Origin of the sequence: Paenibacillus sp. H1-7, from assembly GCF_022354825.1 — a bacterium.
Taxonomy (GTDB): Bacteria; Bacillota; Bacilli; order Paenibacillales; family NBRC-103111; genus Paenibacillus_S.
This window is the reverse complement of record NZ_CP031168.1, coordinates 7776062-7801830: the sequence shown is the minus strand read 5'-3', so window position 1 is coordinate 7801830 and position 25769 is coordinate 7776062. Positions and strand designations below refer to the sequence as shown.

Here is a 25769-nt window from a genome sequence, read left to right as displayed (position 1 = left end):
TGCATAATCGTGTGTATGCTGCTGTATGCTTCAAGCTTGAGAGTTCCAATCTGCCTGCCGACATTTCAACCTATCCTTACATTATAGGTAACTTTCCGTTTTCTGAAAACCTGACGGCCGACCGCGTAATCGGAACGATAAAAAAGGAACCGGAAGCGGATGCCCCTCTGGTTCCTGTCAATCCGGTTATACCGTCTATTTACGGCTCATTTGCTTAATTATGCACGGATCCGGTCTTTGGCGTACTGGATAAAACGGCTGAGCCGTTCGTTGTTTTGCTGTTGTTCGTGCCGCCCTTGCCGTGATCTTTGGTTGCCGGTACTTGGTTAGGGCTCAATGACGGATCGCGGTCTTCGAACAAAGCTTTGATATAAGACTGCAGCTTATCGCGGTTCACCGACAAGACATCGGCGCCGCCGACGCGTTTCTCGATTAACAGCTCGGAAGGAGGAATTTGTTCGCTCACCATACCCGAAGCCTTGGCTTCATAACCGAGAGAGCCAAGCTTAAGCATATCGGTCGTCGTCAAATTCGTCTCGATATACGGATCGACGCTGTTCAGTATTCTCGGCAGCTTGATCAGGGACGAAGTAGACTGCATTTTTTCCGCTACCGCCTGAATGAACTTGCGCTGCCGCTCGGTCCGGGCGAAATCGCTCAGGGCGTCATGGCGGAAGCGAACGTATTGCAGCGCGGTTTTCCCGTTAAGATGCTGCATCCCTTTTTTCAAATTAATGTCGTATTCGTGGCCGTCCTCGGAATCGGAATATTTCATATCCTTTTCCACCTCGATGTCGATGCCGTCAATGGCGTCCACCAGGGCGATGAAGCCTTTAAAATCGGTATACACATAATATTGGATAGGAATGCCTAACAAATCGCCGACCGTTCTCATAGCCAGATTCGGGCCGCCCAGCGCCAGAGCCGAGTTGATCCGGTCATCGCCATACCCCGGAATTTTCACATACGTATCGCGCAGAATGGAGAACAAGTACGCTTTTTTCGTTATGGGATCGATGGAGGCGACCATTAACGTATCGGAGCGCGGGATTTCATTTTTCTTCAAGCCTCTGGAATCGCCTCCGAGCAGAAGCACGTTGACGCGCTGCTTGCCTTCCCATTTGGGCGGAGTGTACGTTTCGGATACTTTCGTCGTATTCTGGGCCGTGATCCCGCTGAACAGCTTGGTGTTGTCCGGCTTGGCCTGAATGTTGTTGGCAAAATGTAAAAAGGCATATGTATAATAGCCGACTGCTACCAAAAGCAGAAACAATGCCGTCAGGAAGATCCACTTTATTTTTCTGACCATAAGAACAAATCCTTTCCTTAGTTTGTCAGTCGCTTTCCCTTTGCAATCGGTTCGTGTATCATAACGTACATAGGGTTTGAAAATGCTGAAGGAACATGCATGGTGTATATAGGAAAGAGTAGTTCTAGTTTCGAATGCCCCGGATGTTCTTCGTTCATATAGATGCGGTAAGCTTCACAGCAGCCTTGTGCGAAGTGAAGACCTTTTCGTGTTGCCTTTTCACGGGATGTATCGAAAAAGAGTTGATTCCATTATAAATTGTTCCGTTTCTTGATAGCAAGTTTCGCTAAATTCGGACAATCGGACGTGCTCGTATCGTGTCGAACGGTGCATGTCTGTTTGATCATCTATTAACCAGTTCGGGAGGAAATTATGCAGGCGATAGAAGTTCATAATCTGCGAAAAGAATTTCGGGTGCAGAAAAACCGCGAAGGTCTGAAAGGGGCCGTTCGCGATCTATTTAAACGAGAGTATAACCAGGTGAGGGCCGTCAAAGACATCAGCTTTCAAATTCCCCAAGGGGAAATTTGCGGCTACATAGGCGAGAACGGCGCGGGCAAATCAACGACGATCAAAATGCTGACGGGTATTCTGGTACCGACATCCGGAGACATTCGGGTGAACGGCTACATTCCTTATTTGGAACGGGAAAAATTCGTCCGCGAAATCGGCGTCGTCTTCGGGCAGCGCAGCCAGCTGTGGTGGGATATCGGCGTGATCGAATCGTTCCAGCTGCTGAAAAAAGTATACCGGGTTTCCGAAGCCGACTTTAAGCAGCGTCTCGACGAGCTGGTGGAGAGACTTAAGCTGCAGGAGCTGCTGACCCGTCCGGTGCGCAAGCTGAGCTTGGGCCAAAGAATGCGCTGTGAGCTCGCGGCGTCGCTCTTGCACAATCCGAAGATTCTGTTTCTGGACGAGCCTACGATCGGTCTCGATATTGTCGTCAAGACGGAAATCCGCGAGTTTCTGAAGCAGATGAACCAGCGTTATGAAACGACCATTTTGCTCACGACCCACGATCTTCAGGATATCGAAGCGCTGTGCTCTCGGGTCATCATGCTTGATGACGGACGCATTATATACGATGGAGGTTTGGATGAGCTCAAGGCTACGTGGGGTAAAGGCAAGGAAGTGGTGCTGCAATTTACCGAAGCGGTGTCGCTTGAGCGTTTGCGCCAGTTGACATCAGGGCTTCAGGTGGATTGGTCGCTCGACAACGAGCTGACCGCCCGGGTATTCATCCCTCAGGAGAAGGCTAACGTCTCCGAGGTGCTGAGCCGCGTCGTCGGCGTCCTCGGCATCGAAGATATTAAAATCGTCGAAACGAACACCGATGATATCGTGCGCGAGATCTATAAATCGGGCTCGGCCGAAGCCAAGGCAGCCGCTCACGAGAAGCTGGCGGGCGAACAGGAAGTGACCGTCCATGCTTAACGCTTATGTCGACATGATCCGCATCCGGTTCTTGATGATGCTGGCTTACCGTGTGAATTACTATAGCGGCATTATCATTTATGCCCTTAATATTGGGGCGTACTATTTTCTGTGGAAGGCGATTTATGGCACCAGCGAGACGCTGGGCGGCATGACCGTAGCCCAGATGACTACCTATGTGGCTGTATCCTGGATGGCGCGGGCGTTCTACTTCAACAATCTTGACCGTGAAATCGCCAATGAAATCAAGGACGGCAGCGTGGCGATCCAGTTCATCCGCCCTTATAACTACATCATCGTCAAAATGATGCAGGGGCTCGGCGAAGGGCTGTTCCGGCTGTTTTTGTTCTCGACTCCGGGCATGGTGATCGTATCGTTCCTGTTTCCGGTGAAGCTGCCTACGGACCCGGCCGTATGGGGAATTTTCCTCATCATGCTGTTCTTCAGCTTCCTTATTAATACGCAGATTAATATTATTACCGGCTTGTTCGCCTTTTTCCTGGAAAATAACGAAGGCATGATGCGCATGAAGCGGGTCGCCGTCGATCTGTTCTCCGGGCTGGTCGTCCCGATGTCCTTTTTCCCGGGCTGGGCCGAAGGGCTGCTCAAGCTGCTTCCGTTTCAGGCTATCACGTATTTGCCGGGTTCCGTTTTCACAGGGAAGGTTACTGGAAACGCCATTTATCAGGTGCTAGGGATACAGGCCGTCTGGTTCGTGCTGCTCATCGTTCCGTTATTCGTATTATGGCGCAGCGCGCGGACGCGGCTGTTTGTGCAAGGAGGTTAAGAACGGATGTTTTATGCGGGCCTGATTATCGATTATTTGAAAAATTACATGAAAACCCGGATGGAATACCGTTCCGATTTCTGGATTGAAGTGCTGTCCGACCTGCTGTTCAACGGGCTGAACTTGTTTTTCATCCTCGTGGTGTTTCAGCATACGAAGGCGATCGGCGATTGGAACGAGCAGCAAATTTTGTTCATCTACGGTTACTTTATGGTGCCATACGGTATTTTTATTACCTTTTTTAACTTGTGGGGCTTCAGCGAACGCTACATTGTTAAAGGAGAGATGGACCGGATTTTGACGCGTCCCGCCTATAATCTGGTGCAGTTGATGCTGGAGAATATGGACCCGTCGTCGCTGTTCAGCGCCTTGACTGGCTTTCTCATCATGGTGTACTCCTGGTCCCATCTGGGACTGGACCTGACCTGGTACGATCCGTTCGTGTTCGTGCTTCTGGTAGCCGGCTCAATCATGATCTACGGAGGCGTGTATATTTTCTTTACGTCGCTGTCGTTTTTCTCCGATTCCCCGACGGGCATCCTGCCGCTGTTGTGGAATTTGCAAAATTACGGCCGGTATCCGGTGACGATTTATAACAAGCTGATCAGCCTGTTATTGACGTGGGTGCTGCCGTTCGGCTTCGTCGGCTTTTATCCGGCGGCATACTTCCTCGACCGTGAAAATTGGGGGATGTTCGCGCTGCTGACGCCGGTAGTCGGCGCGGTGTTCCTGACAATAGCGCTGCTCATCTGGAATTTCGGCGTCAAACGGTACCGCGGCGCCGGATCGTAACGGTTCAATCGCGGTTTAGGTTGATTTCTTTCGGCTGTGCATGTTACCAAAAAAGAGTCGGCTCCGAGGCTTGATTAGCCTGGAGCCGGCTTTGTTTGTTTTCAGAGAGGACAGAGGGGCGCGGGCTGTGGGGGCTCTGAGGTGCGGCGTATCCATTCGATTACCCGTTGCGCAGCCGGTCAAGCTCCTCCTCGATACGGCTGGTATCGATGCGTTCGTACAACGCTTCCGACGAATGAAGCGGGGCGAGAGGAGGAACCTCCGTATAACGCCAGCCGGGCTCGTCAATTCCCAGAGAGGCGCGGATCGTCTCGCACGAAAACGGCAAAAACGGCGAGAGCAGGTTGGACAGATTGGCGATTATCTGTACACACGTATACAGCGTATCCCCGCAGTCGGCGGGGCTTTCCTTGAATTGTATCCACGGCTTGCGCTCGTCGAAATATTTGTTGGCGCTGCGGATGAATGCGAAGACCGCTTCCAGCGCTTCTTTGCATCGGCCGGCTTCCAGCAGCTCCGCCGTTGTTGCATATAGCGACTCCAAGCGTAGTTTCACCTCGGGATCCATGTTCCCTGAAGGGATCCGGTTATCAAAGGACTTGCCGATAAACTTCAAGGTCCGATTGACGAAGTTGCCGAAAGCGCCGAGCAGCTCCCCGTTATGGCTGTAAATGAACTCGCGCCACGAGAAGTCCGTATCCCGCTGCTCCGGCCCGTTGGCGGTCAGGAAATACCGGATCGAATCCGGATGGTACCGATCCAGCAGGTAAGGCAGCCATACGGCCCAGTTGCTGCTCGTGGAGAACTTCCGGCCCTCCAGCGTCAAATATTCGCTGGACCATATGGCATCGGGCAGGCGAAGCTGTCCTGCGCCGGCGCCGAGCAATATTGCGGGCCATATCAGCGTATGGAACGGGATGTTGTCTTTGCCGTGCACATAGTACGCCGCGGCCTCTTCGGACCAGAACGGCTTCCAGTCGGTGCCGTTCAATTCGGCCCAATGCATGCTGGCGGATAAATAGCCGCTTACGGCTTCGATCCAGACGTAAATCTTTTTCCCCTCGAAGCCTTCGAGGGGCACATCGACGCCCCATGGCAGGTCGCGGGTAGCGGCGCGGTCGTGCAGCCCCTCGTCGAGATATCTCCGCGTTAGCCGCACTGCATTGTCCCGCCAGCCGACGGCCTGGGAAGCATACTCCTCCAGCCGGCTCTGGAGCTTCGACAGAGCGAGGAAATAATGATCCGTCTCGCGCCGTGTCGGTGAGCTGCCGCACAGCTTGCAGGCCGGCTCCAGCAAGTCCGACGGATCGAGCAGCGCGGAGCAGGCGTCGCATTGATCGCCGCGGGCGACGCTCCGGCAGTGCGGGCAGCGGCCCTCCACGTAACGGTCCGGCAAAAATCGATCGCAGACGGCACAGAACGTCTGCTCTACGGCTTTTTTGTACAGGAAGCCATGGTCCAGCAGCTTCAAGAACAGCTCCTGTACGACCCGATGATGGAACGGATCGTCCGTGCGCGTATACAAATCGTATGAGAAGCCGAGTCTCCGGAAGCAGTCGGCGAACTCCTCGTGATACCGGCTCGCGATAGCTTGCGGCACGACGCCTTCCTGTGCGGCCCGGATGCCGATCGGCGTCCCGTGGCAATCGCTGCCGGATACGTACAGCACCTTCTCCCCCTTGAGCCGGAAATACCGCGCGGCAATATCTCCCGGCAGCAAGCTCGCTACGCGTCCCAAGTGAAGCGAGCCGTTCGCGTATGGCCAAGCCCCTCCAATGAATATGTTCATCTTTAACAGCCTCCTATTTTATTAAATACAGGTTTAAAAAGTCCGTTTTCAGAACCGAGAAGGTTGGACTTCCCGGCTTCGTTCAAGATTCGATGTCGAATGACTTCCCGCTATTTCTTCGTTATCAAAGCGGACTTTTTAAACAACCTCTAAAAACAAAAAACTCCCGTCCCCGAAAGGACGAGAGTATGACTCACGTGTTACCACCTCAATTTATCCGCATTTCGCAATACGGACCTCTTCAGGTACGGCACCGCAGGCGGTGGTTATACCCTAGCACGGTAACGGGTGCGCCCGATGCAGCCTACTTCCCGGCGAACACGCAGACCGGGGTTCGATGCACAGCTCAGAGACCATATTCATCGGACGTTTTCTTTGCTCCTTTTCAGCTGCCGGAGCTCTCTGTTCAAAGAATTCGTTCCAACTACTCTTTCTCATCAAAGCTTTTTCCATTTATTCCTTAGTAACCCATTATATCCAGATTGGAACGAAAAGCAATAGGGAAGAACCCAGCTTGCGAGAGTAAATTTTCAGCGAATTTTCAGCTAATATTTAGCAAATACTCATTTTAGCGTAAAAGTTCGTTCACAATTGCCTTGTATACTGGAAAGGTAGGGAGAAGAGAAGGTCCTATCAGAGAAAAAGATAAACAAAAGCGGCACAGAAGCCGCATACGTTCGGTAGGATTCAGAGCAATGGAGGAAACCGTATGGTGGAGAGAAATCAAAGAGAGAGAAAGAGCAGCTTTGCGGGAACGCGGCCAACCGGCCGTATCCTGCAAAGAGGCGGATTGCTGCTAATGGCATGCGCGCTGGCTGTTACGGCCGGCTGCGGCAAGAAGCCTGTGGACCAGACACAGACCCAGACGAAGCTGCCTGAGGCGCAATCGCCTTATTCGGGTACGGAAGTGGTGCAGGCCATCCAAAAAGCGAAGCCGCTTGACTACTGGCCTACGAACGGGTGGAAGACGGCGGCGCCGGAAGAACACGGTATCGATTCCGCCGGTTTAGCGGCTATGGTCGATCAAATGAAGGACAAGAACGTTCACAGCTTCGCGCTTGTGCGGGGCGGCTATTTGCTTGCGGAAGGGTACAGCCGCGATTGGGATGCGGATAAGCGGCAGTCGGTGCTGTCCGTTACCAAAAGCTTCACCTCCGCATTAACGGGGATGCTGATTGAAGATAAGATCATCAAGAGCGTGGATCAGAGGCTGAGGGATTATTTCCCGGAAACGGCATCGGATTCGAAGAAGGCGGACATTTCTATCAAGAACGTGCTCACTATGACCTCGGGACTCGAGTGGGATAATACCGGAGAACGTTCATCCAACGAGATGATGGAGTCTCCGAACTGGGGCCAGTATATACTGGAACGTAACGTCGTCACCGAACCGGGGTCGGTATTCAAATACAGCAACGGCAACGCCCATCTGATGGCGGTCCTGCTGCAGAAGGCGCTCGGGATCCCTCTCAGCAGCTTCGCCAAGAGCAAACTGCTGGACCCGATGGGCATCAAAAACGTAACGTGGGGCCAAGATCCGCAAGGCGTCCTGGGCGGAGCCTGGGGACTTAATCTTACCACCAGAGATATGGCCAAGTTCGGCTTGATGTACTTGCATGACGGCAAGTGGGAGAACGAGCAGATCGTTCCTGCCTCATGGGTGGAGACCTTGGTTCAACCGCAGACAAAGGTTACTTACGATAACGGCACAACCGGGGATTACGGTTACTTGATGTGGCTGAAGCGGGTTGCAGCAGGTTCGGACGCATCGAAGCAGCATAACGTGTTCTTCGCTGCAGGCTCGGGAGGTCAGCGCATCTTTGTCGTCCCTGACCTGAATCTGATATTGGCGGTTACGGCCGACAACCAGAAGGACGATTTCATGCCGGAGCAAATGCTGGTGAACACCATACTGGCGGTGAAGTCGGATCAGCCGCTGCCGTCCAATGATGCCGCTGTGGACAAGCTGAAGGCTTCCCTAGCAGCGTTCAAGCAAACAGGGGATCAGACGGAGTAGCCGTTTGTATATTACCGCAAGAAGCGCTATACTCGACTTGACTGATGTGTTAAGGAGATAGCCGTTATGACAATTAAAGTTGGGAAACTAGCGCCGGACTTTGAGCTTCCCGCCTCTAACGGGGATAAGGTGAAGCTGTCCGATTTTCAAGGGAAGCATGTGCTTCTGTACTTTTACCCTAAAGATATGACGCCGACCTGCACGACGCAGGCCTGTGATTTCCGCGACCGCTCGGAGCTGTTCGCCGCTGCCGATACGGTGATCATAGGGATCAGCGTCGATCCGGTGAAGAGGCATACGAAGTTTATCGAGAAGTACGGCCTGCCTTTTTTGCTGCTGTCCGACGAGGATCACCGGGTGGCCGAGTTGTACGATGTGTGGCAGCTAAAGACGCTGTACGGTAGACAATATATGGGTGTGGAGCGCTCCACGTTTCTTATAGATAAGGACGGTACTTTGTTAAGGGAATGGCGCAAGGTGAAGATAAAAGGACATGTGGAGGAAACGCTGAAGGCGGTCCAGGATCATTTGGCGCAGCGGGTTTAAGCCGTTTTTACGGTCTTCACACGTGCTTCATAAGCTCAGTCCGGTCGATAGACCGGGCTGTTCTTTTTTTACGTTCAGAGGCTGTAAAAAAGCTCCTTAGTTTTCTTCCGGAGGGGTCATGAATGATGGCATACGATCGGCCAGTCTCCCATATAGTCTATTAAGTCGAAATTAATAGATTATGCGGAGGGATTCTTCATGCTCAACTTGTTCCGAATGCTTCGCTCGCGCCGGATCGGCTTATGGCTGACCGCCATCATGATGTGCACTCTGGCTCTCATGCCGCTATCGGCCTTGCCCGCACAGGCGGCCGATGATGTAAACAGGATGAGCGTGCACCAATCGTATTCGGAACTGACATCAGGGAAGCGGATATGGGAAGAAAAGGCGTATGTGACGCCGGAGCGGCCGACCGTCTATTTGACGTTTGACGACGGGCCCAGCAAGCTGACGGGCGAGGTGCTGGACATTCTCAGGGATGAGAACGTGAAAGCGACGTTCTTCGTGCTGGGGCAGCAGGTGGAGTCGCATCCGGAGCTGGTTCGCCGGGCGGTGGAGGAAGGGCATGCCATCGGCAATCATACATACAATCATCAATATAACGAGATTTATTCGAGTGCGGAAGCGTTCTGGAACCAGGTGGAGAAGACCGAAAGCCGTTTGGAGGAATACGCGGGAATCAAGCCGAGACTGGTCAGGGCGCCCGGAGGGACGTTCGGCAATTTTGACGCGTTTTACTTCTATTATATGGATCAGGCGGGATATGAAGTGCACGACTGGAATATCGATAGCGGGGATTCGTCCAGGCAGGGGGTTCCGGCAAGCGAAATCGTTCAAACGGTGAAAAAAGGCCCGTTCCGACATGAGGTCATCCTGCTGATGCATGATGGGACCGGACACGAACAGACAGTAAAAGCGCTGCGTGAGATCATTAGCCTGTTCAAGCAAAAGGGCTATGCGTTCGCGCCGCTGACCGAGACGGTCCAGCCGGTTCACTTTTCCAGCGGCAAGGTGAAATGGGGGCGGGCGATAAACGAGCCGCTGCATCAAAAGCTGCTGGCAGGAGCGGGAGCGCATAGAGCTTCCATAGCGATGGAATCGGCCGCGGTCAAGCAAAGTCCGCTGCTGTTGTCTCTTGGATCCAAAGACGTACTGCTTGATCCGGAGCAGTACCGAATGGCGGAGGGAAGCTATCAAGTACCGCTGCGCGTTCTGATCGAGGGGATGGGCGGGCATATCGAATGGAAGCAAGAGGAGCGGACTGCTGTCGCCCGGTACGGAATGTATAGAGCCGAATACGACTTCTCCCGTCATGAGCTCCGATTGATGGACGGCGGGAAGGAAACGTCGTACCATCTTCCGCAGATGGAGCTTCGCGAAGGGACGGTATACGTGCCTTTGCAGGATACCGTGGAGTTGTTGGGCTGCCGGGTAACGGAGGAAGAGGAGAGCAAGGAAATGAAGCATGTCCGTGCTGTGGATAGCGCAGGCTTAGCCTTTATGCTGGATTATTGAGAAACTTTCGGGAAACATCCCGCACTCCCCGGATATACGATATAATGGAGTATAGATGCTAGTCATAATTCGGGGTGTGTCACATTGAAAAAGAATTGGTTTAAGCGCTTACTTTTATCCTATTTGCCTATTTTTTTCTTCATCGCCTTGGCGCTCATCCTGCTTTCCGCCATATCGGCAAGCGAGCTGTCGAAGAAAGAAACGATAAGAGCAAACAAAGTGTTCGCGGAGCACGTTATGCAGATGATCGATCATACGATGAGGACCATTGAGCAGCAAATGATCAAAGAAGTCCGGACGAACGATAAAATATCCCAGTTTTTCTCCCAATATTATACAGGCAATTCTACCATAACCCAATATGAGGTCGCAGTGAAGCTGCGAGAATTAATAGTCAATACTCCTATGATCGATTCCATCTATCTTGTCCGGTCCTCCGACCAGACGGTTTTGAGCAACACCTTGATGGCGCCGGTGGAGGAGTTCGGGGACAAAGAGTTTATCCGCAATGCCCTGCAGCAAGGCATGTCTACGAAGTGGACGAATGCGAGGAATTACAAAGAGTTCGAAGATCAAATAAGGTCTACCGACGTGGTGACATTAGTCAAAAACGTGCCGCTGCTCGGCGCCAAGCAGGGCATTATCGTCATCAATGTACAAACGGAGGCCATCCAAAATTTGATTAAGGATATGACGGAATCCAACGTCAACTTCATTCAGCTGGTGGACCGTGAAGGACAGCCGGTAGTAGGGAGCAAATCCGGCGGTAAAATCATTTCCGACATTACGTCCGAGTATACGGGATGGCATATCCAGAGCGGGCTCTTGAACGAAAAGGTGCCTTTGTTCATTTTTTCGTACTCGGCGGTTTGGTTCGGCCTCAGCCTGCTCATGATCGGGATCGGCATCGTCTGGATCGTTTACGTTACTAGGCGCAATTACCAGCCTATCGAATCCATCGTAGCCCGGATCGACGCCTATGCTGCGCAGAAGAGCAGCTCGCTTGCCGGACTGTCAGGTCAGGACGAGTTCCGCTTCATTGAGACGGCGCTCGATGATTTGGTCGAGCGGACGATGACGTTTCAGAAGCAGCGGGAGGAAGATTTGATTTTCCGCAAAAGAACCTTTTTTATGGATATGATAGAAGGAAGCAAGCCGATTACCCGCGAGCAGTTCAAGGCGGAGATGAAGCTGTACGGGCTGCAAGAAGAGGTGGCGCGGATCGTCATGGCCGTAGTGGAAATCGACAAGTATGCGGAATACTGCGAACAGTACCATTTGCGGGATCAATATTTGCTGAAATTTACTTTAAGCAGTGTGATTGGCGAGCTATCGCAAAATGAGGGGATTCACGTCTGGATGGAATGGACGTCGAATCAGCGGCTCTGTGTCTTGATCCACCTTCCCGCGTCCGAGGAGAAGCCGGAGCCGACCGTGCAAATGCTGCAGAGGGCTATCCAGTGGGTGCGCCAGCATCTCGCTTTCACCGTCACGATAGGAGTCGGTACGGTGGTTGAAGAGATCGGGGAGACCGCGGCATCGTACGAAGAAGCTATTGATGCTTTGAAATACAAATCGGCCCTTGGCGGCGACCGGATTATCGAGTACAAGGATATTTCCGTCAAAGCCCAAGGAGAGGTGTACGAGCATCTGCATCTTATGCGGTCGATCGGGCAAAAATTCCGGCTCGGAGACAAGGAGTGGGAGCTCGAGCTGAACCGGCTTTTCCGCGAGCTGGTCGAAGGCTTTTTCACACGGGATGACGTCGTTTCGATGCTGCATTATATGATCTATCATATGCAGAAGGAATTGCTGGAGCTGCCTGCGGAGTTTCAGGAGCTGTGGATGCAGGAGACGCTCCCGAGGCTGCATGCGGCCATTGAACGCCTGGATACGATCAGCGAGCTGGAGCGGGACTTGACAGATACTCTGAAGGAAGCGTTCGGCCGGATGGACGAGTTGAGGGGGACGCGGAGCAATCATCCGCTGATGCTGCAGGTCAAAGAATATATCAACGACCAATACGCGAATGCGGACTTGTCGTTGACTTACTTGAGCGGCGAGTTTGACGTTAACGCCAAATATTTGAGCCAAATGTTCAAAGAGGAGTTCGGCGTCAACTTTCTCGATTATTTGGCTGATGTCCGGATTCAGCAGGCGCAGAAGCTGCTGCTGGTGACGAACGGCTCCGTACAGGAAATAGGCATGCAGGTCGGCTATCCGAACGTAAGGTCGTTCATGCGCGTCTTCAAGAAGCTGGCCGGTGTTACGCCGGGTGAATTCCGCAAGAAGGAATAATATCTAATAATTGAAAGGAAGATGGTTATGGTAGAACATTTGGTATTGTTTAAGCTGCACGAGGGAACCTCAGAAGCCGATAAGCACAAAGTAGTGGACACACTGCAAAAGTTGAAGGACATTGAAGGCATCGCCGAATTTTCCGTAGGCTTAAACCATTCCCAGGAAGGGAAAAGCCAAGGCTTCGAGGTCGGCATGCGTATCGGCTTCGTAGATCAAGCTTCGCTCGACGCGTATTTGCCCAGCGAACGGCACCGGTCTATTGTAGGCCAGGTCAGAGAGCATTTTGCCGATGTGATCGTACTGGATTACACGTGGTGAACCGGTGAACCCGGTTTACAGCCGGTCCTGACTTCTCAGGGGACGCCTGACTTAGTCAGCGCTTCCCCCTTTCTCCCTGAATTGCCCCGGCGTCATCCCTTCGTTCTTTTTGAAAATCCGGTTGAAGTAAGGCGGCTGGTAGCCGACCCGGACAGCGATATCGTTAATTTTCTCATCGGTTTCCAGCAGCAATTGTTTGGCTTTGTCCAGCCGGTACTTGGTCAAATAATCGATAAACGTTTTATCCGTTACCTGCTTGAAGCCGAGACTCAGCTTCTTCGGGTACGTGCCGTGCAAATCGGCGCAATACTCCAAGGAAATATCCTTCATATACTGCTCATGGATGGTTATCAATACTTTTTCAACAAGCTGCTTTAGCTGGATATCCTGGGTCACATGAAGCACCCGGATGTATGGGCGGACAAGATTGTTTTTGATGCTCTGCAGCACGGCATTTGGATCCTGCAGGTGAAGCAGCTCCTCCCAGAGCATTTCGCCGCCAACAATTTGAAGCGGACTGAACCCGGACAGCATAATCGCATTTTGCAAATTGCCGTACAGCTGCAGCAAGCCATGCCGCACTTGAATCTCCTTATCGGATTGCCGCTGCAGCGTGGACAAAAATTCGTCCATCCCCTTGTACAGCTCCGCCTCCATCCCCATTCGCAGCGCCTGAATGATCTCCTTCTCCGCTTCCAGCGGATACATAATCTGATGCTGGCCTTCGGGCATCATTTCGTCCATATACAAAATTTGCTGCTGCTCATTCAGCTTTTTATGGCTAAGTGCCTTGCGCGTATCGTCGAACATAGCCGGAATGTGGCTGAGCGAGCCGGCCGTCTTACCGACGCAGACAGTGGTATGCACCTTCAGCAAATTATGGAGTGTGGCGGCAAGCTCTCCGGCCAAATGATACAGCACGGACTTTACGTCCTCCATGGCGGTGTCCCGGTGAAGCCGGACTAGCAGGCCGACGGTTAAATCTTGAAAATTGATGACATTGGCATCCAGAGCCTTACTTTTGACTAGCTCTTCCACAATATTGAAAGCAGCAAAAGTGACCAGCTGCTCATCCCCGGACGAAAATCTCCCCTCCGAGCTGTACAGCCCGTGAAGCTGCAGCACAATGGCTGCATGGAGCTTATCTTGAACCTCCCAGCCGTATTCCTCCATCCTGCGGGTAATTTCTGCGTCATTGAGGAAATACAGATGGCCTTGCACCAGCTGCAGCAAAAAGCTTTCCCTTAAAGAGGGAAGGTGGGTATCAAGCCTTTCCTGCAAAGTTTGGCTTTCCCGCGATAAGTTGTTCCATTCGCTAGCAATATAATCGATTTCGTCGGTTCCTTCGAAGCCGGGCTTCCCCCCGGGGCGCAGCAGCGCGGCAAGACGGCGGATAGGCCGGTACAGCTGCCGTGATGCAAGCCAGGACAGCCCCAATGCAAACAATAGGCCTGCCGCACCGGCATAAATAACGACGTGCGACAGCAGTTTGACCGGCTTTGTCATTTGCTCTATGGGGGTAGCGGTAGCGACGGTCCATATATGGCCGATGCGTTTCATTTTGCCGAACGAGATGGAGAACGTCTGTCCCTGCCAGGTTTCAATGACCGAGCCGCGGTCCTGCCCTTGCCCTTTAACGGCATCGGTTACGAATACATCCAGCTCGCTTGGTCCGGCCGCTCCGTCGCGCCCGAACGAGATATAATTGCCGTCCTGCTGCATAAGCAGCGCCGAGCCTTCGCCTCCCGGATCCAGTTCCCCGATCAAGCGGTTCAACTGCTTCGAGTTAATCTCCACGATTAAAGCGGCTTCAGTCTTTACCAGCCCGCCCGGGAGCCTCATGACCAGCATATAGGGTGCCGCATGTTTGTTATTGGTAATCGTATCGGTCCAAAAGATGTCACGCTGATATGCGATTAACGAGCGGTACAGTTTAAGGGTATCCTGGGAGTCGAACTTCAAAATCCCTTTATTTTCGGTAATAAGAACCTCCTGCTTATCAAGGTATAGACTGACCTCCTCAATAAGCGGGTCGGATGATTTAATCCAGGTAAGCGACTTGAATATAACCTGCTGAATGTTGTAGAAATCTTTTTCTACATCAAGATTGCCGTAGGTGTTGCTGAGGTTTAAGTTAAACGACCATTGTGCAATTACGGTTTCCAGATGGGCCAGGTTGCTGTCGATCCGTTCCGTTGCGAAGGACACCTGGTTTTGGTGAGTCCGTTTGGCCTCCGCTTCAATGTTAGCGGTTCCAAAGATGTAAACAAACAGACCGATAATGGCCGCAGGCAAACAAGCACTGATGGTAGCTATTAGAAAAGTATTCCTGTAGTGCTTATATTTCCACATGCCGTTCACCCCCCGTACGCTTTATCTTAATACAAACAACCGCTGCAAAGCCATAGGTTTTGGGCTCGAGAATGAAAGTGCAATCCCGGGAAATACGGGGGAATAAGAATTCAATCGCCGGAAACGCCGAGGAATAAGAGTCCAATTGCCGGAAACGGCAGCGCCTTTTATATTGGGACCAAGAACAACAAAGAGAGGGGGGATTGGCTATGAGTAAACAAGAGCGGTTATCCTTGGAGCGAAGCGGATGGCGTACGGCCTCACAGAATAAACGTTCTCTGCGGGTGCGTACCGTGTGGCGGGGGTTGGTGAGGGACAAATATTTATATTTCATTGCAATGCCCATGCTGGTGTATTTCCTTGTATTTAAATACGTGCCGATGTGGGGGATTCTGATCGCTTTTAAAAATTACACGCCCTATGTCGGCTTTTGGGACAGCCCTTGGGTAGGCTTGGAGCATTTTCAGCGCTTCTTTTCCAATGAAGATTTTTTTATTTTGCTTCGTAATACGCTGGCTATTAATGTATTAAATTTGCTGTTGTTTTTCCCGCTGCCCATTCTGCTGTCCATTATGTTAAACGAGGTTCGACTTGAATGGGTAAAACGGACGATGCAGTCGATCATCTATTTGCCGCATTTTTTATCCTGGGTCGTGATTGCGGGGATTACGTTTCTGATGTTGTCCACGTCCGAAGGCGTTATCAACAAAATATTGTTCGCGCTTGGCTTTGAAAAAGTTGCCTTTCTTACGAATCCGGACTTCTTCTGGCTGCTTCTGACCTTTCAATCCATATGGAAGGAAGCCGGCTGGGGGACGGTTATCTTCCTGGCTGCGATTGCCTCGGTAGACACCCAGCTATACGAGGCCGCCAAAATAGACGGAGCCGGGCGTCTTCGCCAAATCTGGCACGTCACCATTCCGGCGATACGGAATGTCATCATTATCTTGCTCATTTTGCGGGTCGGCCATATGATGGACGTCGGCTTCGAGCAGGTGTACCTGATGATGAACGGAGCCGTGTCCGACGTTGCGGATGTGTTCGATACGTATGTGTACCGCAGCGGGATTCAGCAGGCGCAGTTCAGCTACAGCACCGCGGTCGGCCTGTTCAAATCGATTGTAGGCGTCGTGCTTGTAGTTATAACCAACCGGCTGGCCAAAAAATTCGGCGAGGAAGGCGTTTATTAATTCAAGCACCTCGGATGTATGAAGGGTAGGAGGAGCTATGCATGAACCGTAGTGTAACCGACAAGCTGTTTGATTCAACGGTATTGATACTATTAATAGGTATTGCCCTTATAATGCTGTTCCCTTTTTATTACGTGTTTGTCGTATCCTTTACCACGCCTGTTGAGTATTTGCAGAAAGGGCTTGTGCTGTTTCCGGAGAAATGGACGCTGACCTCTTATAAATATTTGCTGGCGAACAATGTGTTTGTCAAAGCAACCGGAGTCAGTGCGTTTCTGGCCGTGGCAGGAACTACGTTAAGCCTGATTGTAACGTCGGCCGGAGCTTATACGCTATCCCGCAAACGGCTGCAAGGACGCCGTATCCTGCTTATTCTTATTTTGATGACGACCTTGTTCAACCCGGGCATTATTCCTCCGTACCTGGTGGTACGGGAGCTCGGCTTGATGAACAGCATCTGGTCGCTGATCATTCCTGTGCTGACAAGCGGCTGGTATGTGATCTTGATGAAGGGTTTCTTCGAAAGTATCCCTGACGAACTGGAGGAAGCCGGTAAAATAGACGGAGCTTCGGATATAGGAGTGTTCGCGAGGATCATTTTACCGCTTTCGCTCCCGTCCTTGGCGGCTTTCGGATTATTTTACGCCGTGGCGTATTGGAACACGTTTTTTTCAGCCATTTTGTATATCAACAAAGCGGATTTAAGGCCGCTGCAGGTTGTGCTGCAAATGCTGCTGATCGACTCGTCGAGTTCGTCCTCCGGCGAAATAGCGAACCAAATGTCCAGTGAGATAGCTATCCCCACCGATACGTTGAAAATGGCGGCGGTTGTCATCTCAACCGTTCCTATCCTGCTTGTTTATCCGTTTTTACAAAAGCATTTTGCCAAAGGGGTAATGGTAGGCTCGATAAAGGGGTGATGCGATGACTTCTTGCGGTTCCGGTGAAGGAGAATCAAGAAGGGACTTCGATTGAAACAAGGCTTAGACTGCGTTACATTACAATTAGCAGGGAGGTTCTGGTATGAAAAAGACGATTACCCTAACATGCACGGTATCGCTTGTAATCCCGGCAATGCTCACGGCTTGCTCCGGACAAGGGGCAACAGGGGCGCAAGGCGATGCGTCGTCCGATAAGCCGACGGAAATTTCCATTTTTGCTAACCAGCAGGGGGCACAAGCGGTAGATTCAAGCAATGAGCTGCTTCAGGCCATTGAGCAAAAAACAAATACGAAGCTGAATATTACGTGGGTTCCTTTTAATTCCATCAATGAAAAAACGAAGGTGGCGCTTGCCTCCGGCGATTTGTCCGATCTGACCTTCGTCAGCAACGTATACGATTCGCAAGTGGTGCAAATGGCCGCATCAGGGGCATTCTGGGATATTACACCTTATATTAAAGATTACAAAAATTTGAGCGCCTTGCCTAAAGAAATATGGGATAACGCCAAAATCCAAGGGAAAAACTACGGCATCCCGCGTCCTCGTCCGTTAGAAGGGAGCTGGGGCGTCCACGTCCGCAAGGATTGGTTGGATAAGCTGGGGCTGAAGGTTCCGGAAACGATGGATGAGATTTATGCGGCAGCCAAAGCCTTTACGGAAAAAGATCCTGACGGCAACGGAAAAGCGGATTCGTTCGGACTTACCGGGCACGTCGATCCTGACGGCATGGGCGCATTCGGGTGGGTGGAGAACGTATTTACCGGGTCGGTCGGCAAATGGAAATTGAAAGACGGCCAGCTCACGCCGGTACTGTTCGATCCCGGCCAAAAGCAGGCGCTCGAATGGCTGAAAAAAGCGTACGACGAGAAGGTGCTCGCGCCGGACTTTGCCGTCATGAAATCGACGCAGGCGAGAGAGATGTATATGGCGAATAAAGCCGGCGTATTCGGATCGGCGCTGAACCCTCAATGGTTGTACACCGATGCCTTGCGCAAAATCGATCCGAAAGCGGATTCATATCCTTTGACCTACGTCATGGGGCCGGAAGGGAAGTTTGCCGGCAAGGATTCCGGCGTATTCGGGATGTACGTTATTCCGAAAACGGTACCGGAAGCGAAGCTAAAAAAGATTCTTGCCTTCGTAGATCAAGGAAACGGCGAAGAAATTTCAACGATTACGCAATTTGGCCTGGCCGATAAGCACTATACAGTGAAGGATGGCTTCAAGGTGGCTACCGAGCAGGCCAAGACGGATAATATACCCGACATCACCAACAACCTGCTGCAAATATTCCAAATGTACGACAAATACCAAAGAGCGTACTATAACGGCATTCCGAAAGAGTTCTACGACCGCAATAAGAAGATCGTCGATGACAGAGCGGCGTTCAGCAAGCCTGACCCCGGCTACGGGTTAATTTCCCAAACGGCCTTGACCGTCGGACCTGATCTGTACAAAAAGGTTCAGGATATGAAGATCAAAGTGATCTTGGGCAAAGAAACGATGGCGGCTTGGGACGAATATATCGCCAAGCTGAAAACCGACCCGCAGTTCCAGAAGATCATTCAAGAAACAAACGAGGCTTATAAGGCTAAATAAGATGTACAGCATCCCTGCTTGCTTTGTCGGATTTTCGGCAGGCAGGGATGTTGTACTTAGAAGCTGTCATTCCGATCGAGGAGGAATTGAACTGATGAGCAACAAGCCGAATATTATCGATGCCGATGTTCACAATGCCATAGCCAAGCCCAAGGATTTGCTGCCTTTCCTGCCGAAGGTATGGCATGATTATTGGCTGTCCGCCGGGCCCGGTTATGCGGGAGGCTGGTACTCCCCGCTAGGGGTTATGCGCAAAGACGCCGTACCTGAGGGCGGAGGAACCCCCGGCAGCGATCCTCAGCATATGCTGAAGCATCATTTTGAGAAGTACGGGATTGATTACGGAATTTTGACAGGGTCAGGGATATTGGGCATCTCCTTGAATCCCAATCCGGATTACGGCAATGTGGTGGCAAGCGCCTACAACGATTGGCTGGTCGAAACTTGGCTGAAGGAGAGCCCGGTTTATAAAGGCTCGATTCTTATTAATCATGCCGATCCCCAGTCAGCGGCAAAGGAAATCGACCGGATGGCGAAGCATCCGGATATGGTGCAGGTCATTATGTGCAGCGGAGCGCGGATGCTGTACGGCCAGCGGTTTTACCATCCGATCTATGAAGCGGCGGAACGCAACAGATTGCCGGTAGCCGTCCATCCCGGAACGGAAGGCAGAGGGATTGCCGGAGCTCCGACACCGTCCGGTTATCCGACCACCTATTTGGAATGGCACAATATTTTGCCTATCAACTATATGGCGCATGTGAACAGTCTCGTCTGTGAAGGGGTATTTGAAAAGTTTCCGAAGCTCAAATTCGTCGCTATTGAAGGCGGCATTGCCTGGCTGCCTCATCTGATGTGGCGGATGGACAAAAACTATAAAGGCTTGCGCGATCTCGTTCCATGGCTGAAAAAGCTGCCTTCGGAATATATAAAGGAGCATATCCGGCTGACGACGCAGCCTATCGAAGAGCCGGCCGATCCGGTTCATCTGAATCAAATATTCGATATGATCGGAGCGGATAACATCATCCTATTCTCTTCCGACTATCCGCACTGGGACTTCGACAATCCGAAGATGGCGCTGCAGCCGATCCGCAAAGAACTGCGGCAAAAGATTCTGGCCGATAATGCCATGGAGCTGTACGGCTTGCATACGAAGGCTGAAACGTCAGCGGGGAAGGAGGCCTAATCCGGTGAGCGAAGTGAAGTCTAGGACACGATATGCGGTTGCGTCCGTTGCAGAGTTGGCGGAAGCGGAAAATGGAAGAAAAGTCGTGGAAGTAAAGGGGATGGAGATTGGTATTTTTAACGTCCACGGCAGCTTTTACGCCTGGAGAAATGTATGTCCTCATGCCGCCGCACCGGTCTGCGTAGGCAAAGTTTGTGGTACACGGCTGCCATCGATGGTGTATGAGTACAAATACGGCAAGGACCAGCAGATATTACGCTGTCCTTGGCACGGTTGGGAGTTCGATCTGACAAACGGCAGGCATTTGGCGGACGAATCGGTTAAGCTGCGCGGATACGAGGTGGAAGTGGAAGGCGATCAGGTTTATGTGCTGATTTAAAATAAAGAAGCTGCTTCAAGCGAAATTTGAACCTTCGCTTGAAGCGGCTTTTTTGTCGTGCAGGATGAAGGTCTTCGCTCGCTAAACACCGCCATTTGCGGGCCCTGCATCATGCTTTTCGGAAAATTGACCACTCCCGGAAAAGTGACCATCGGCCTTCCAAGCCCCGCTGTATAAGGAAAAAAGGAATTCAGTAACCTCGCGGAATACTGTCCATTGCCGCAGCGCCCTATTTCGGCTACATTGGTGTTCAACACACGAAAGGCCGAGGTGAGTCATGAGCCAGCAACAGCTAGATAGTAACGCTCTGCAAGCGCCGGCGGGAAGATTGGGCAGCATCCTGGCGCTGAGACGAAAAAGAAGGTTCAAGCAAAACCTCCCGCTGATCGTCATGTTCGTACCCGTCATCGCTTTCTACGTTATTTTCAAATACGCTCCTATGGCCGGGGTCATCGTCGCATTCAAAAGCTATAACTTTGCCGACGGCATATTCGGAAGCCCGTGGGTCGGGTTGAAGCATTTTCGCCTATTGTTCAGCAATCCGAATTCGCTGCTCATCATCCGCAATACGCTGATCCTGAGCTTGCTGAACATTATCGTCGGATTTCCGTTCCCGATTATACTGGCCATCATGCTGAACGAGGTAAGAAAGCTATGGTTTAAAAAGACGGTGCAAACACTGATCTTTTTGCCTCACTTTCTGTCATGGGTCATCGTCGGCGGCATCGTCGTGACGATCTTTTCTCAGGAATCGGGAGTCATCAATCACTGGATTCGGCAGTGGACCGGGAACACGTTCCCGTTTCTATACAATGAGACGTCCTGGCTCGTTATCTTCGTAGGGTCCGGCATATGGAAGGAAGCAGGCTTCAGCGCCATCGTGTATCTGGCTGCGTTGTCTTCTATCGATACGAGCCTCTATGAGGCGGCCAGTATAGACGGAGCCGGGAAGTGGAAGCAGCTGTGGCACGTGACGCTGCCGGGCATCGCGCCGACCATCGTGCTCATGCTGATCCTCTCTATGGGCAAAGTGATGGAGGTCGGCTTCGACCAGGTATACACGCTGCAAAATTCCGTCGTATCCGGTGTGGCGGAGGTTATCAGCACGTACATTTACACGATTGGCCTGCAAAAGGGGCAGTTCAGCCTGACGAGCGCAATGGGGCTGTTCGAATCGGTCGTAGGGTTCATTCTCGTCGTTTCGGCGAATGCCGTTGCCCGCAAGTTCAATAGAGGCATCTGGTAAGCTGCCGTTCAACCGTTCACAAAGCACGTTGCAGGAGCTCAGGAGGTAAGAATGAGAACATCAGGAGAAAGACTGTACCACGGTATTACCGGCTTTATTCTTGTCCTGGCGGCGGTCACCTGTCTGCTTCCGATGGTGCACGTGCTGTCCGTATCGTTAAGCAGCCCGCACGCCGTCACCTCAGGTCTGGTCACCTTATGGCCGCGGGGGTGGACACTGGAATCGTACGAGCTGCTGTTCCGTGGCTCGAAAATCGTTCATGCGCTCCAAAACAGCGTCATCATCACCGTCGTCGGTGTTGTGCTCAGCATGGTGTTCACCGTGCTCGCCGCTTATCCGCTGTCGCGAAGCTATTTTTACTGCCGCCGTTTCTTTACGATGGCCACCGTCTTCACGATGCTGTTCAGCGGAGGCCTCATTCCCACGTATTTGCTGCTGAAGTCGCTGGGCTTGATCAATACTTACGGCGCCTTGTGGCTTCCGGGGCTGATCAGCACATTCAATATGCTCGTCATGCGGACGTATTTCGATGGGATCCCGGAGGAGCTGGACGATGCCGCCCGTATGGACGGCTGCGGCGAATGGAGATTTTTGCTGCAGATTATATTGCCGCTCTCGCTGCCGGTTATCGCGACACTGTCCGTATTTTACGCGGTAGGGTACTGGAATGCCTTCTTCTCGCTCTTGATTTATATTAATCAGACGGACAAGTATAATTTAACGGTGCTGGTGCAGCAGATGAACCAAAGCCAGTCGCTGATGCAGGAAATGAACGCCAGCGATATGCAGGCTTCTATAACGCCGGAAGGGATCAAAACCGCAGGGATCGTCGTTTTGGTCGTTCCCATGCTGATGGTGTATCCTTTTCTGCAAAAGTATTTCGTCAAAGGCGTACTCATCGGAGCTATCAAAGGATAGCGGCCATCATCATTCTGGAAGGGAGTGATGCCGCCGATTCCTTTCCGGGAGGGGCATACTCAACAAGTATGAGGTTTGAACAATGGAGGGGCACGTAAAAGATGACCAGAACAAGAGTAGTGAAATGGATGCGCGCCGGTTCGGCTGTGCTGCTCGCAGCAACGGCGGTACTTGCAGGCTGCGCAAGCTCCACTGACGATGCTAAGGGGAAGGAAACGTCCGGGAAAAAGCCCGAGATCAGCGCAACGGTGTACGACCGCGGCCTCGTGCCGCAGGAGGAAGGGACGATAGAGAAAAACCGCTGGACCGAGTGGATCAATGCCAACGGACCGGTCAACGTGAAATTTATGGCGATTCCCCGCAACGATGCGGCGGCCAAGCTGACAACCTTGTTTGCTTCCGGCAGCGCGCCCGATCTCATCTTTGATTTTTCCAACGTGTTTCGCGGCCAGCTGTATGTCCAAAAACAAATCAAGCCGGTCGATGACCTGATCGCCAAGTACAGCACAACGTACAAGGGACTCTTGGAGAAATACCCGGTACTCAAGGAAGTGTCGACTATGCCTGACGGCAAAATGTACGGCTTCGGCGTCATAAACGGCCTGCAGACGAACCACGCGCTGTTCATCCGGGCGGATTGGCTGAAAAAGCTGAAGCTGGATACGCCTCAGACGACGGACGATTTGTACAAGGTTGTGAAGGCATTTGCCGAGCAGGACCCGGATGGCAACGGCAAAAAAGATACGTACGGCGCCTCCCTCGCATTTATAAGCAACCAGATTATTAACGCCATGTTTCAAAACGTAAGGTGGGTTATCGAGGATGGCAAGCTCATTCATGACTGGGAGCGTGCGCGAGCGGCTGTGGTGTTTAAGAAGCGGCTCTATGACGAAGGCATCGTAGATAAGGATTATTTGACCGATAAGAGCGGGCAAAAAGCGCAGCAGGACTGGGTCAACGGTAAGCTGGGCATGTGGGGCGGACAAACGACAGGCGCAGCATGGCTGCAAATTTACGAGTCGCTGAAGAAGAACAATCCGAATGCCGAAGTCGCCGTCATCCCGTTGCCGAAGAGCCCGTACGGCCAATTCAGTCCTACTATTAACAATCCGGTGCAGGTGACGGCAGTCATTAACACTGAGGCGAAAAATCCTGAAGCGATCATGAAATATATCGACTTCATTTCATCGGAGGCAACCGGAAAAGCACTGAAATACGGTCTGGAAGGCACTCATTTTAAACAGGGGAGCAACGGCTGTCCGGTATTTGTCGACAAGGAGAAAGAGAAGCAGCTGTCTTACGCGGGCGACTTCCGCATGCTGTTCTCCCCGGCACTGGAAGGCAAGTGCGGCAAGTACGAGGAGACGCTTAACCAGGACAATCCGCTGGAAAAAGAGTTTTATAACCTGTTGAAAAAGGCGAACGAATATTATTTGTCTCCGGAGCGTCCGATTGCGGATATTACCCACGGGGAGCACATGCCGATTGCGCCGGATGATATCCAGCTGATCGATACGACCATCAAGAAGCAGATCGAGGATTTGTGGATCAAGGCAATTGTCAGCGGTGCCGCATATACTCCGGATCAGGCGGTGACCGAAGCGAAGGCTCTATGGGATAAAGCAGGGGGCAAACAGGTCGACGAATGGTATGCCAAATGGTACTCCGACAATAAAGATAAAGCGCTGCTTCGCGATAAATTGTATCAATTCAAATAGTACGCGGCATCCGCATTCTAGCACGGGACACCTGAGGGGGAGGCCCGAGGTCTCCTCCCTTTTCCAATATGAATTCATAATTAAGGAGGATTATCCATGAAAAAACGGAATACTTTATTGTTGCTATCCACGCTGGTCGCACTGGCATCTGTAGCGCAAGCCTGTTCAAGCAAAGGCGAGGAGAAGAAGGAAGAGCTCCCGGCAGCAGCAAAAATAAATACCGATCCTGTGACGCTCACCTTTTACGGAAATATGTCTGAGGAACTGTTCCAGAAGCTGATCGTAAACCCTGTCAAATTGAAATATCCGCACATTGACATAACCTTGGTTCCCATGAGCAAAAAAATCGACGAGCTTATCGCTTCGGGCGAGGTGCCAGATATTTTGGGGGATAACATCTCGAACATAAGCAAGTACAAGTCATTGAGCTTGGCCGAAGATTTGACGCCGTATTTGAAAACATATAACGTCGATACAAGCAAGATCGATCCTGTTGCGCTGGATACGGCCCGCAAGCATTCGGGTGACGGAAAATTGTATGCGCTTCCGGTATCCGGCAACGTGGTGACGATGTATTACAATAAGGACATTTTTGACCGTTTCGGCGTTCCGTACCCTACAGACGGCATGACTTGGGATCAGGTATACGAGCTTGCCAAAAAGGTAACAAGAACGGACGGAGGCATAGCCTACCGCGGTTACGACTTCCAGGATGCGTTCCAAATCCAGTACAATCAGTTATCCGTTCCAATCATCGACGAGAAAACCGAGAAAGCGATCGTGAACAACGCCGAATGGAAGAAGATGTTTGAGAATTGGGCGCGGTTTTATTCAATAACCGGAAACGAAGTGGATGCAACGACTTACGGCAAAGGGCTGAACTTGTTCTCCAAAGACAAGACGCTCGCGATGTATTCCACAAGCTCCTTCTTCTCATCGATGCCGGAAGCGGTCAAAAACGGTTTAAACTACGATGTCGTCAGTCTTCCGAGCTTCCCGGAGGCACCGGCTACCGGCGTTCAGTTCGAGGGCGGGGGACGGATGATTTCGACGACGTCCAAGCATAAGGATCAGGCGTTCCTGGCTCTTAGCGCCATGCTGACCGAAGATGCCCAGCGGCTCATTGCCCGCAACGGCAACGCGGCGGTACTTACGAATGCGGACATTAACAAGGACTTCGGACTGGATATCGAGGTGCTGAAGGGCAAAAACCGCGAAGCGTTCATTAAAAACAAAAATGCCAAGCCGTTCTCGTCGATTACGAAATACGATGCGGCAGCGTTCGGCATCCTGCGCGCCCAGTTCAAGAAATATGCAACAGGCCAGGCGGATGTCAATACGGCTTTGCGCGAAGCCGAGGAATTGATTAACAAGTCGATCGAGGAGCAGCGCAAGCAGCAGTAGTTACGGCCATGGCAAATAGGACCC

At 51.8% G+C, this 25769-nt stretch carries 20 protein-coding genes and 1 other annotated feature; of the genes, 17 read left to right on the top strand and 3 right to left on the bottom strand.

Annotated elements, in window-relative coordinates; genetic code table 11:
• Positions 1 to 214: 214 nt before the first annotated feature.
• Positions 215 to 1309, bottom strand: a complete 1095-nt coding sequence (locus DVH26_RS34330; protein ID WP_239630096.1) for an LCP family protein — start codon at positions 1307 to 1309, stop codon at positions 215 to 217.
• A 372-nt stretch (positions 1310 to 1681) separates the two neighbouring features.
• On the opposite strand from DVH26_RS34330, the gene DVH26_RS34325 reads away from it, so the two are divergent.
• The 3 genes from DVH26_RS34325 to DVH26_RS34315 are packed head-to-tail and all read left to right on the top strand — an operon-like array spanning position 1682 to position 4322.
• Positions 1682 to 2743 (top strand): ABC transporter ATP-binding protein, encoded by a 1062-nt coding sequence (locus tag DVH26_RS34325; protein ID WP_239630095.1) that lies wholly within the window; start codon positions 1682 to 1684, stop codon positions 2741 to 2743.
• The gene (locus DVH26_RS34320) at positions 2736 to 3530 is read left to right on the top strand and encodes an ABC transporter permease (protein WP_239630094.1); all 795 of its coding nucleotides are present in this window, start codon (positions 2736 to 2738) and stop codon (positions 3528 to 3530) included. The genes DVH26_RS34325 and DVH26_RS34320 overlap by 8 nt, the downstream gene beginning before the upstream one ends.
• A 6-nt stretch (positions 3531 to 3536) precedes the next feature.
• Positions 3537 to 4322 carry an ABC transporter permease gene (locus DVH26_RS34315; RefSeq protein WP_239630093.1) on the top strand — a complete coding sequence of 262 codons (786 nt, stop codon included), beginning with the start codon at positions 3537 to 3539 and terminating at the stop codon, positions 4320 to 4322.
• 160 nt (positions 4323 to 4482) lie between these two features.
• Here the strand turns inward: DVH26_RS34315 and metG are convergent, their stop codons facing one another.
• On the bottom strand, positions 4483 to 6111 hold the full coding sequence (gene metG, locus DVH26_RS34310; RefSeq protein WP_239630092.1) for a methionine--tRNA ligase: 1629 nt from the start codon (positions 6109 to 6111) through the stop codon (positions 4483 to 4485).
• Positions 6112 to 6284: 173 nt separating this feature from the next.
• Positions 6285 to 6561, bottom strand: a binding site (T-box leader).
• Between the two features lie 259 nt (positions 6562 to 6820).
• Here metG and DVH26_RS34305 point away from each other — a divergent pair.
• The 5 genes from DVH26_RS34305 to DVH26_RS34285 all read left to right on the top strand — a co-directional run bounded on the left by DVH26_RS34305 (position 6821) and on the right by DVH26_RS34285 (position 12808).
• On the top strand, positions 6821 to 8128 hold the full coding sequence (locus DVH26_RS34305; protein WP_239630091.1) for a serine hydrolase domain-containing protein: 1308 nt from the start codon (positions 6821 to 6823) through the stop codon (positions 8126 to 8128).
• Between the two features lie 66 nt (positions 8129 to 8194).
• A complete protein-coding gene (bcp, locus tag DVH26_RS34300) occupies positions 8195 to 8674 on the top strand; it encodes a thioredoxin-dependent thiol peroxidase (protein ID WP_239630090.1) in 480 nt (159 codons plus the stop codon).
• A 198-nt stretch (positions 8675 to 8872) separates the two neighbouring features.
• Complete coding sequence (locus DVH26_RS34295) at positions 8873 to 10189, top strand: polysaccharide deacetylase family protein (RefSeq protein WP_239630089.1); 1317 nt, start codon at positions 8873 to 8875, stop codon at positions 10187 to 10189.
• An 84-nt stretch (positions 10190 to 10273) separates the two neighbouring features.
• The gene (locus DVH26_RS34290; protein WP_239630088.1) at positions 10274 to 12487 is read left to right on the top strand and encodes a helix-turn-helix domain-containing protein; all 2214 of its coding nucleotides are present in this window, start codon (positions 10274 to 10276) and stop codon (positions 12485 to 12487) included.
• Positions 12488 to 12514: 27 nt separating this feature from the next.
• Entirely contained in the window at positions 12515 to 12808 is a 294-nt protein-coding gene (locus DVH26_RS34285) for a Dabb family protein (protein WP_239630087.1), read from the top strand.
• 51 nt (positions 12809 to 12859) lie between these two features.
• On the opposite strand, the gene DVH26_RS34280 is transcribed toward DVH26_RS34285, so the two are convergent.
• Entirely contained in the window at positions 12860 to 15160 is a 2301-nt protein-coding gene (locus DVH26_RS34280; protein ID WP_239630086.1) for a helix-turn-helix domain-containing protein, read from the bottom strand.
• A 209-nt stretch (positions 15161 to 15369) separates the two neighbouring features.
• Between DVH26_RS34280 and DVH26_RS34275 the strand changes: the two genes are divergently transcribed.
• From DVH26_RS34275 to DVH26_RS34235, 9 genes are all read left to right on the top strand, one after another.
• Positions 15370 to 16350: an ABC transporter permease gene (locus DVH26_RS34275; protein ID WP_239630085.1), complete on the top strand. Its 981-nt coding sequence runs from the start codon at positions 15370 to 15372 to the stop codon at positions 16348 to 16350.
• A gap of 41 nt (positions 16351 to 16391) precedes the next feature.
• Positions 16392 to 17270, top strand: a complete 879-nt coding sequence (locus DVH26_RS34270; protein ID WP_239630084.1) for a carbohydrate ABC transporter permease — start codon at positions 16392 to 16394, stop codon at positions 17268 to 17270.
• A gap of 103 nt (positions 17271 to 17373) precedes the next feature.
• Positions 17374 to 18891 (top strand): extracellular solute-binding protein, encoded by a 1518-nt coding sequence (locus DVH26_RS34265; protein ID WP_239630083.1) that lies wholly within the window; start codon positions 17374 to 17376, stop codon positions 18889 to 18891.
• A 94-nt stretch (positions 18892 to 18985) separates the two neighbouring features.
• Positions 18986 to 20080, top strand: coding sequence for an amidohydrolase family protein (locus DVH26_RS34260; RefSeq protein WP_239630082.1), 1095 nt, complete (start codon positions 18986 to 18988; stop codon positions 20078 to 20080).
• A gap of 4 nt (positions 20081 to 20084) precedes the next feature.
• On the top strand, positions 20085 to 20459 hold the full coding sequence (locus DVH26_RS34255; protein ID WP_239630081.1) for a Rieske (2Fe-2S) protein: 375 nt from the start codon (positions 20085 to 20087) through the stop codon (positions 20457 to 20459).
• 391 nt (positions 20460 to 20850) lie between these two features.
• A complete protein-coding gene (locus DVH26_RS34250; protein WP_239635588.1) occupies positions 20851 to 21705 on the top strand; it encodes an ABC transporter permease in 855 nt (284 codons plus the stop codon).
• 51 nt (positions 21706 to 21756) lie between these two features.
• Complete coding sequence (locus tag DVH26_RS34245) at positions 21757 to 22623, top strand: carbohydrate ABC transporter permease (RefSeq protein WP_239630080.1); 867 nt, start codon at positions 21757 to 21759, stop codon at positions 22621 to 22623.
• 101 nt (positions 22624 to 22724) lie between these two features.
• Entirely contained in the window at positions 22725 to 24341 is a 1617-nt protein-coding gene (locus DVH26_RS34240; protein ID WP_239630079.1) for an extracellular solute-binding protein, read from the top strand.
• 96 nt (positions 24342 to 24437) lie between these two features.
• On the top strand, positions 24438 to 25745 hold the full coding sequence (locus tag DVH26_RS34235) for an ABC transporter substrate-binding protein (RefSeq protein WP_239630078.1): 1308 nt from the start codon (positions 24438 to 24440) through the stop codon (positions 25743 to 25745).
• The last annotated feature ends 24 nt before the right edge of the window (positions 25746 to 25769 follow it).

Bases quoted from the DNA above. Each gene is read 5' to 3' on its own strand.
- DVH26_RS34330 (WP_239630096.1), bottom strand. From the start codon at position 1,309: ATGGTCAGAAAAATAAAGTGGATCTTCCTGACGGCATTGTTTCTGCTT.
- DVH26_RS34325 (WP_239630095.1), top strand. From the start codon at position 1,682: ATGCAGGCGATAGAAGTTCATAATCTGCGAAAAGAATTTCGGGTGCAG.
- DVH26_RS34320 (WP_239630094.1), top strand. From the start codon at position 2,736: ATGCTTAACGCTTATGTCGACATGATCCGCATCCGGTTCTTGATGATG.
- DVH26_RS34315 (WP_239630093.1), top strand. From the start codon at position 3,537: ATGTTTTATGCGGGCCTGATTATCGATTATTTGAAAAATTACATGAAA.
- metG (WP_239630092.1), bottom strand. From the start codon at position 6,111: ATGAACATATTCATTGGAGGGGCTTGGCCATACGCGAACGGCTCGCTT.
- DVH26_RS34305 (WP_239630091.1), top strand. From the start codon at position 6,821: ATGGTGGAGAGAAATCAAAGAGAGAGAAAGAGCAGCTTTGCGGGAACG.
- bcp (WP_239630090.1), top strand. From the start codon at position 8,195: ATGACAATTAAAGTTGGGAAACTAGCGCCGGACTTTGAGCTTCCCGCC.
- DVH26_RS34295 (WP_239630089.1), top strand. From the start codon at position 8,873: ATGCTCAACTTGTTCCGAATGCTTCGCTCGCGCCGGATCGGCTTATGG.
- DVH26_RS34285 (WP_239630087.1), top strand. From the start codon at position 12,515: ATGGTAGAACATTTGGTATTGTTTAAGCTGCACGAGGGAACCTCAGAA.
- DVH26_RS34280 (WP_239630086.1), bottom strand. From the start codon at position 15,160: ATGTGGAAATATAAGCACTACAGGAATACTTTTCTAATAGCTACCATC.
- DVH26_RS34275 (WP_239630085.1), top strand. From the start codon at position 15,370: ATGAGTAAACAAGAGCGGTTATCCTTGGAGCGAAGCGGATGGCGTACG.
- DVH26_RS34270 (WP_239630084.1), top strand. From the start codon at position 16,392: ATGAACCGTAGTGTAACCGACAAGCTGTTTGATTCAACGGTATTGATA.
- DVH26_RS34265 (WP_239630083.1), top strand. From the start codon at position 17,374: ATGAAAAAGACGATTACCCTAACATGCACGGTATCGCTTGTAATCCCG.
- DVH26_RS34260 (WP_239630082.1), top strand. From the start codon at position 18,986: ATGAGCAACAAGCCGAATATTATCGATGCCGATGTTCACAATGCCATA.
- DVH26_RS34250 (WP_239635588.1), top strand. From the start codon at position 20,851: ATGTTCGTACCCGTCATCGCTTTCTACGTTATTTTCAAATACGCTCCT.
- DVH26_RS34245 (WP_239630080.1), top strand. From the start codon at position 21,757: ATGAGAACATCAGGAGAAAGACTGTACCACGGTATTACCGGCTTTATT.
- DVH26_RS34240 (WP_239630079.1), top strand. From the start codon at position 22,725: ATGACCAGAACAAGAGTAGTGAAATGGATGCGCGCCGGTTCGGCTGTG.
- DVH26_RS34235 (WP_239630078.1), top strand. From the start codon at position 24,438: ATGAAAAAACGGAATACTTTATTGTTGCTATCCACGCTGGTCGCACTG.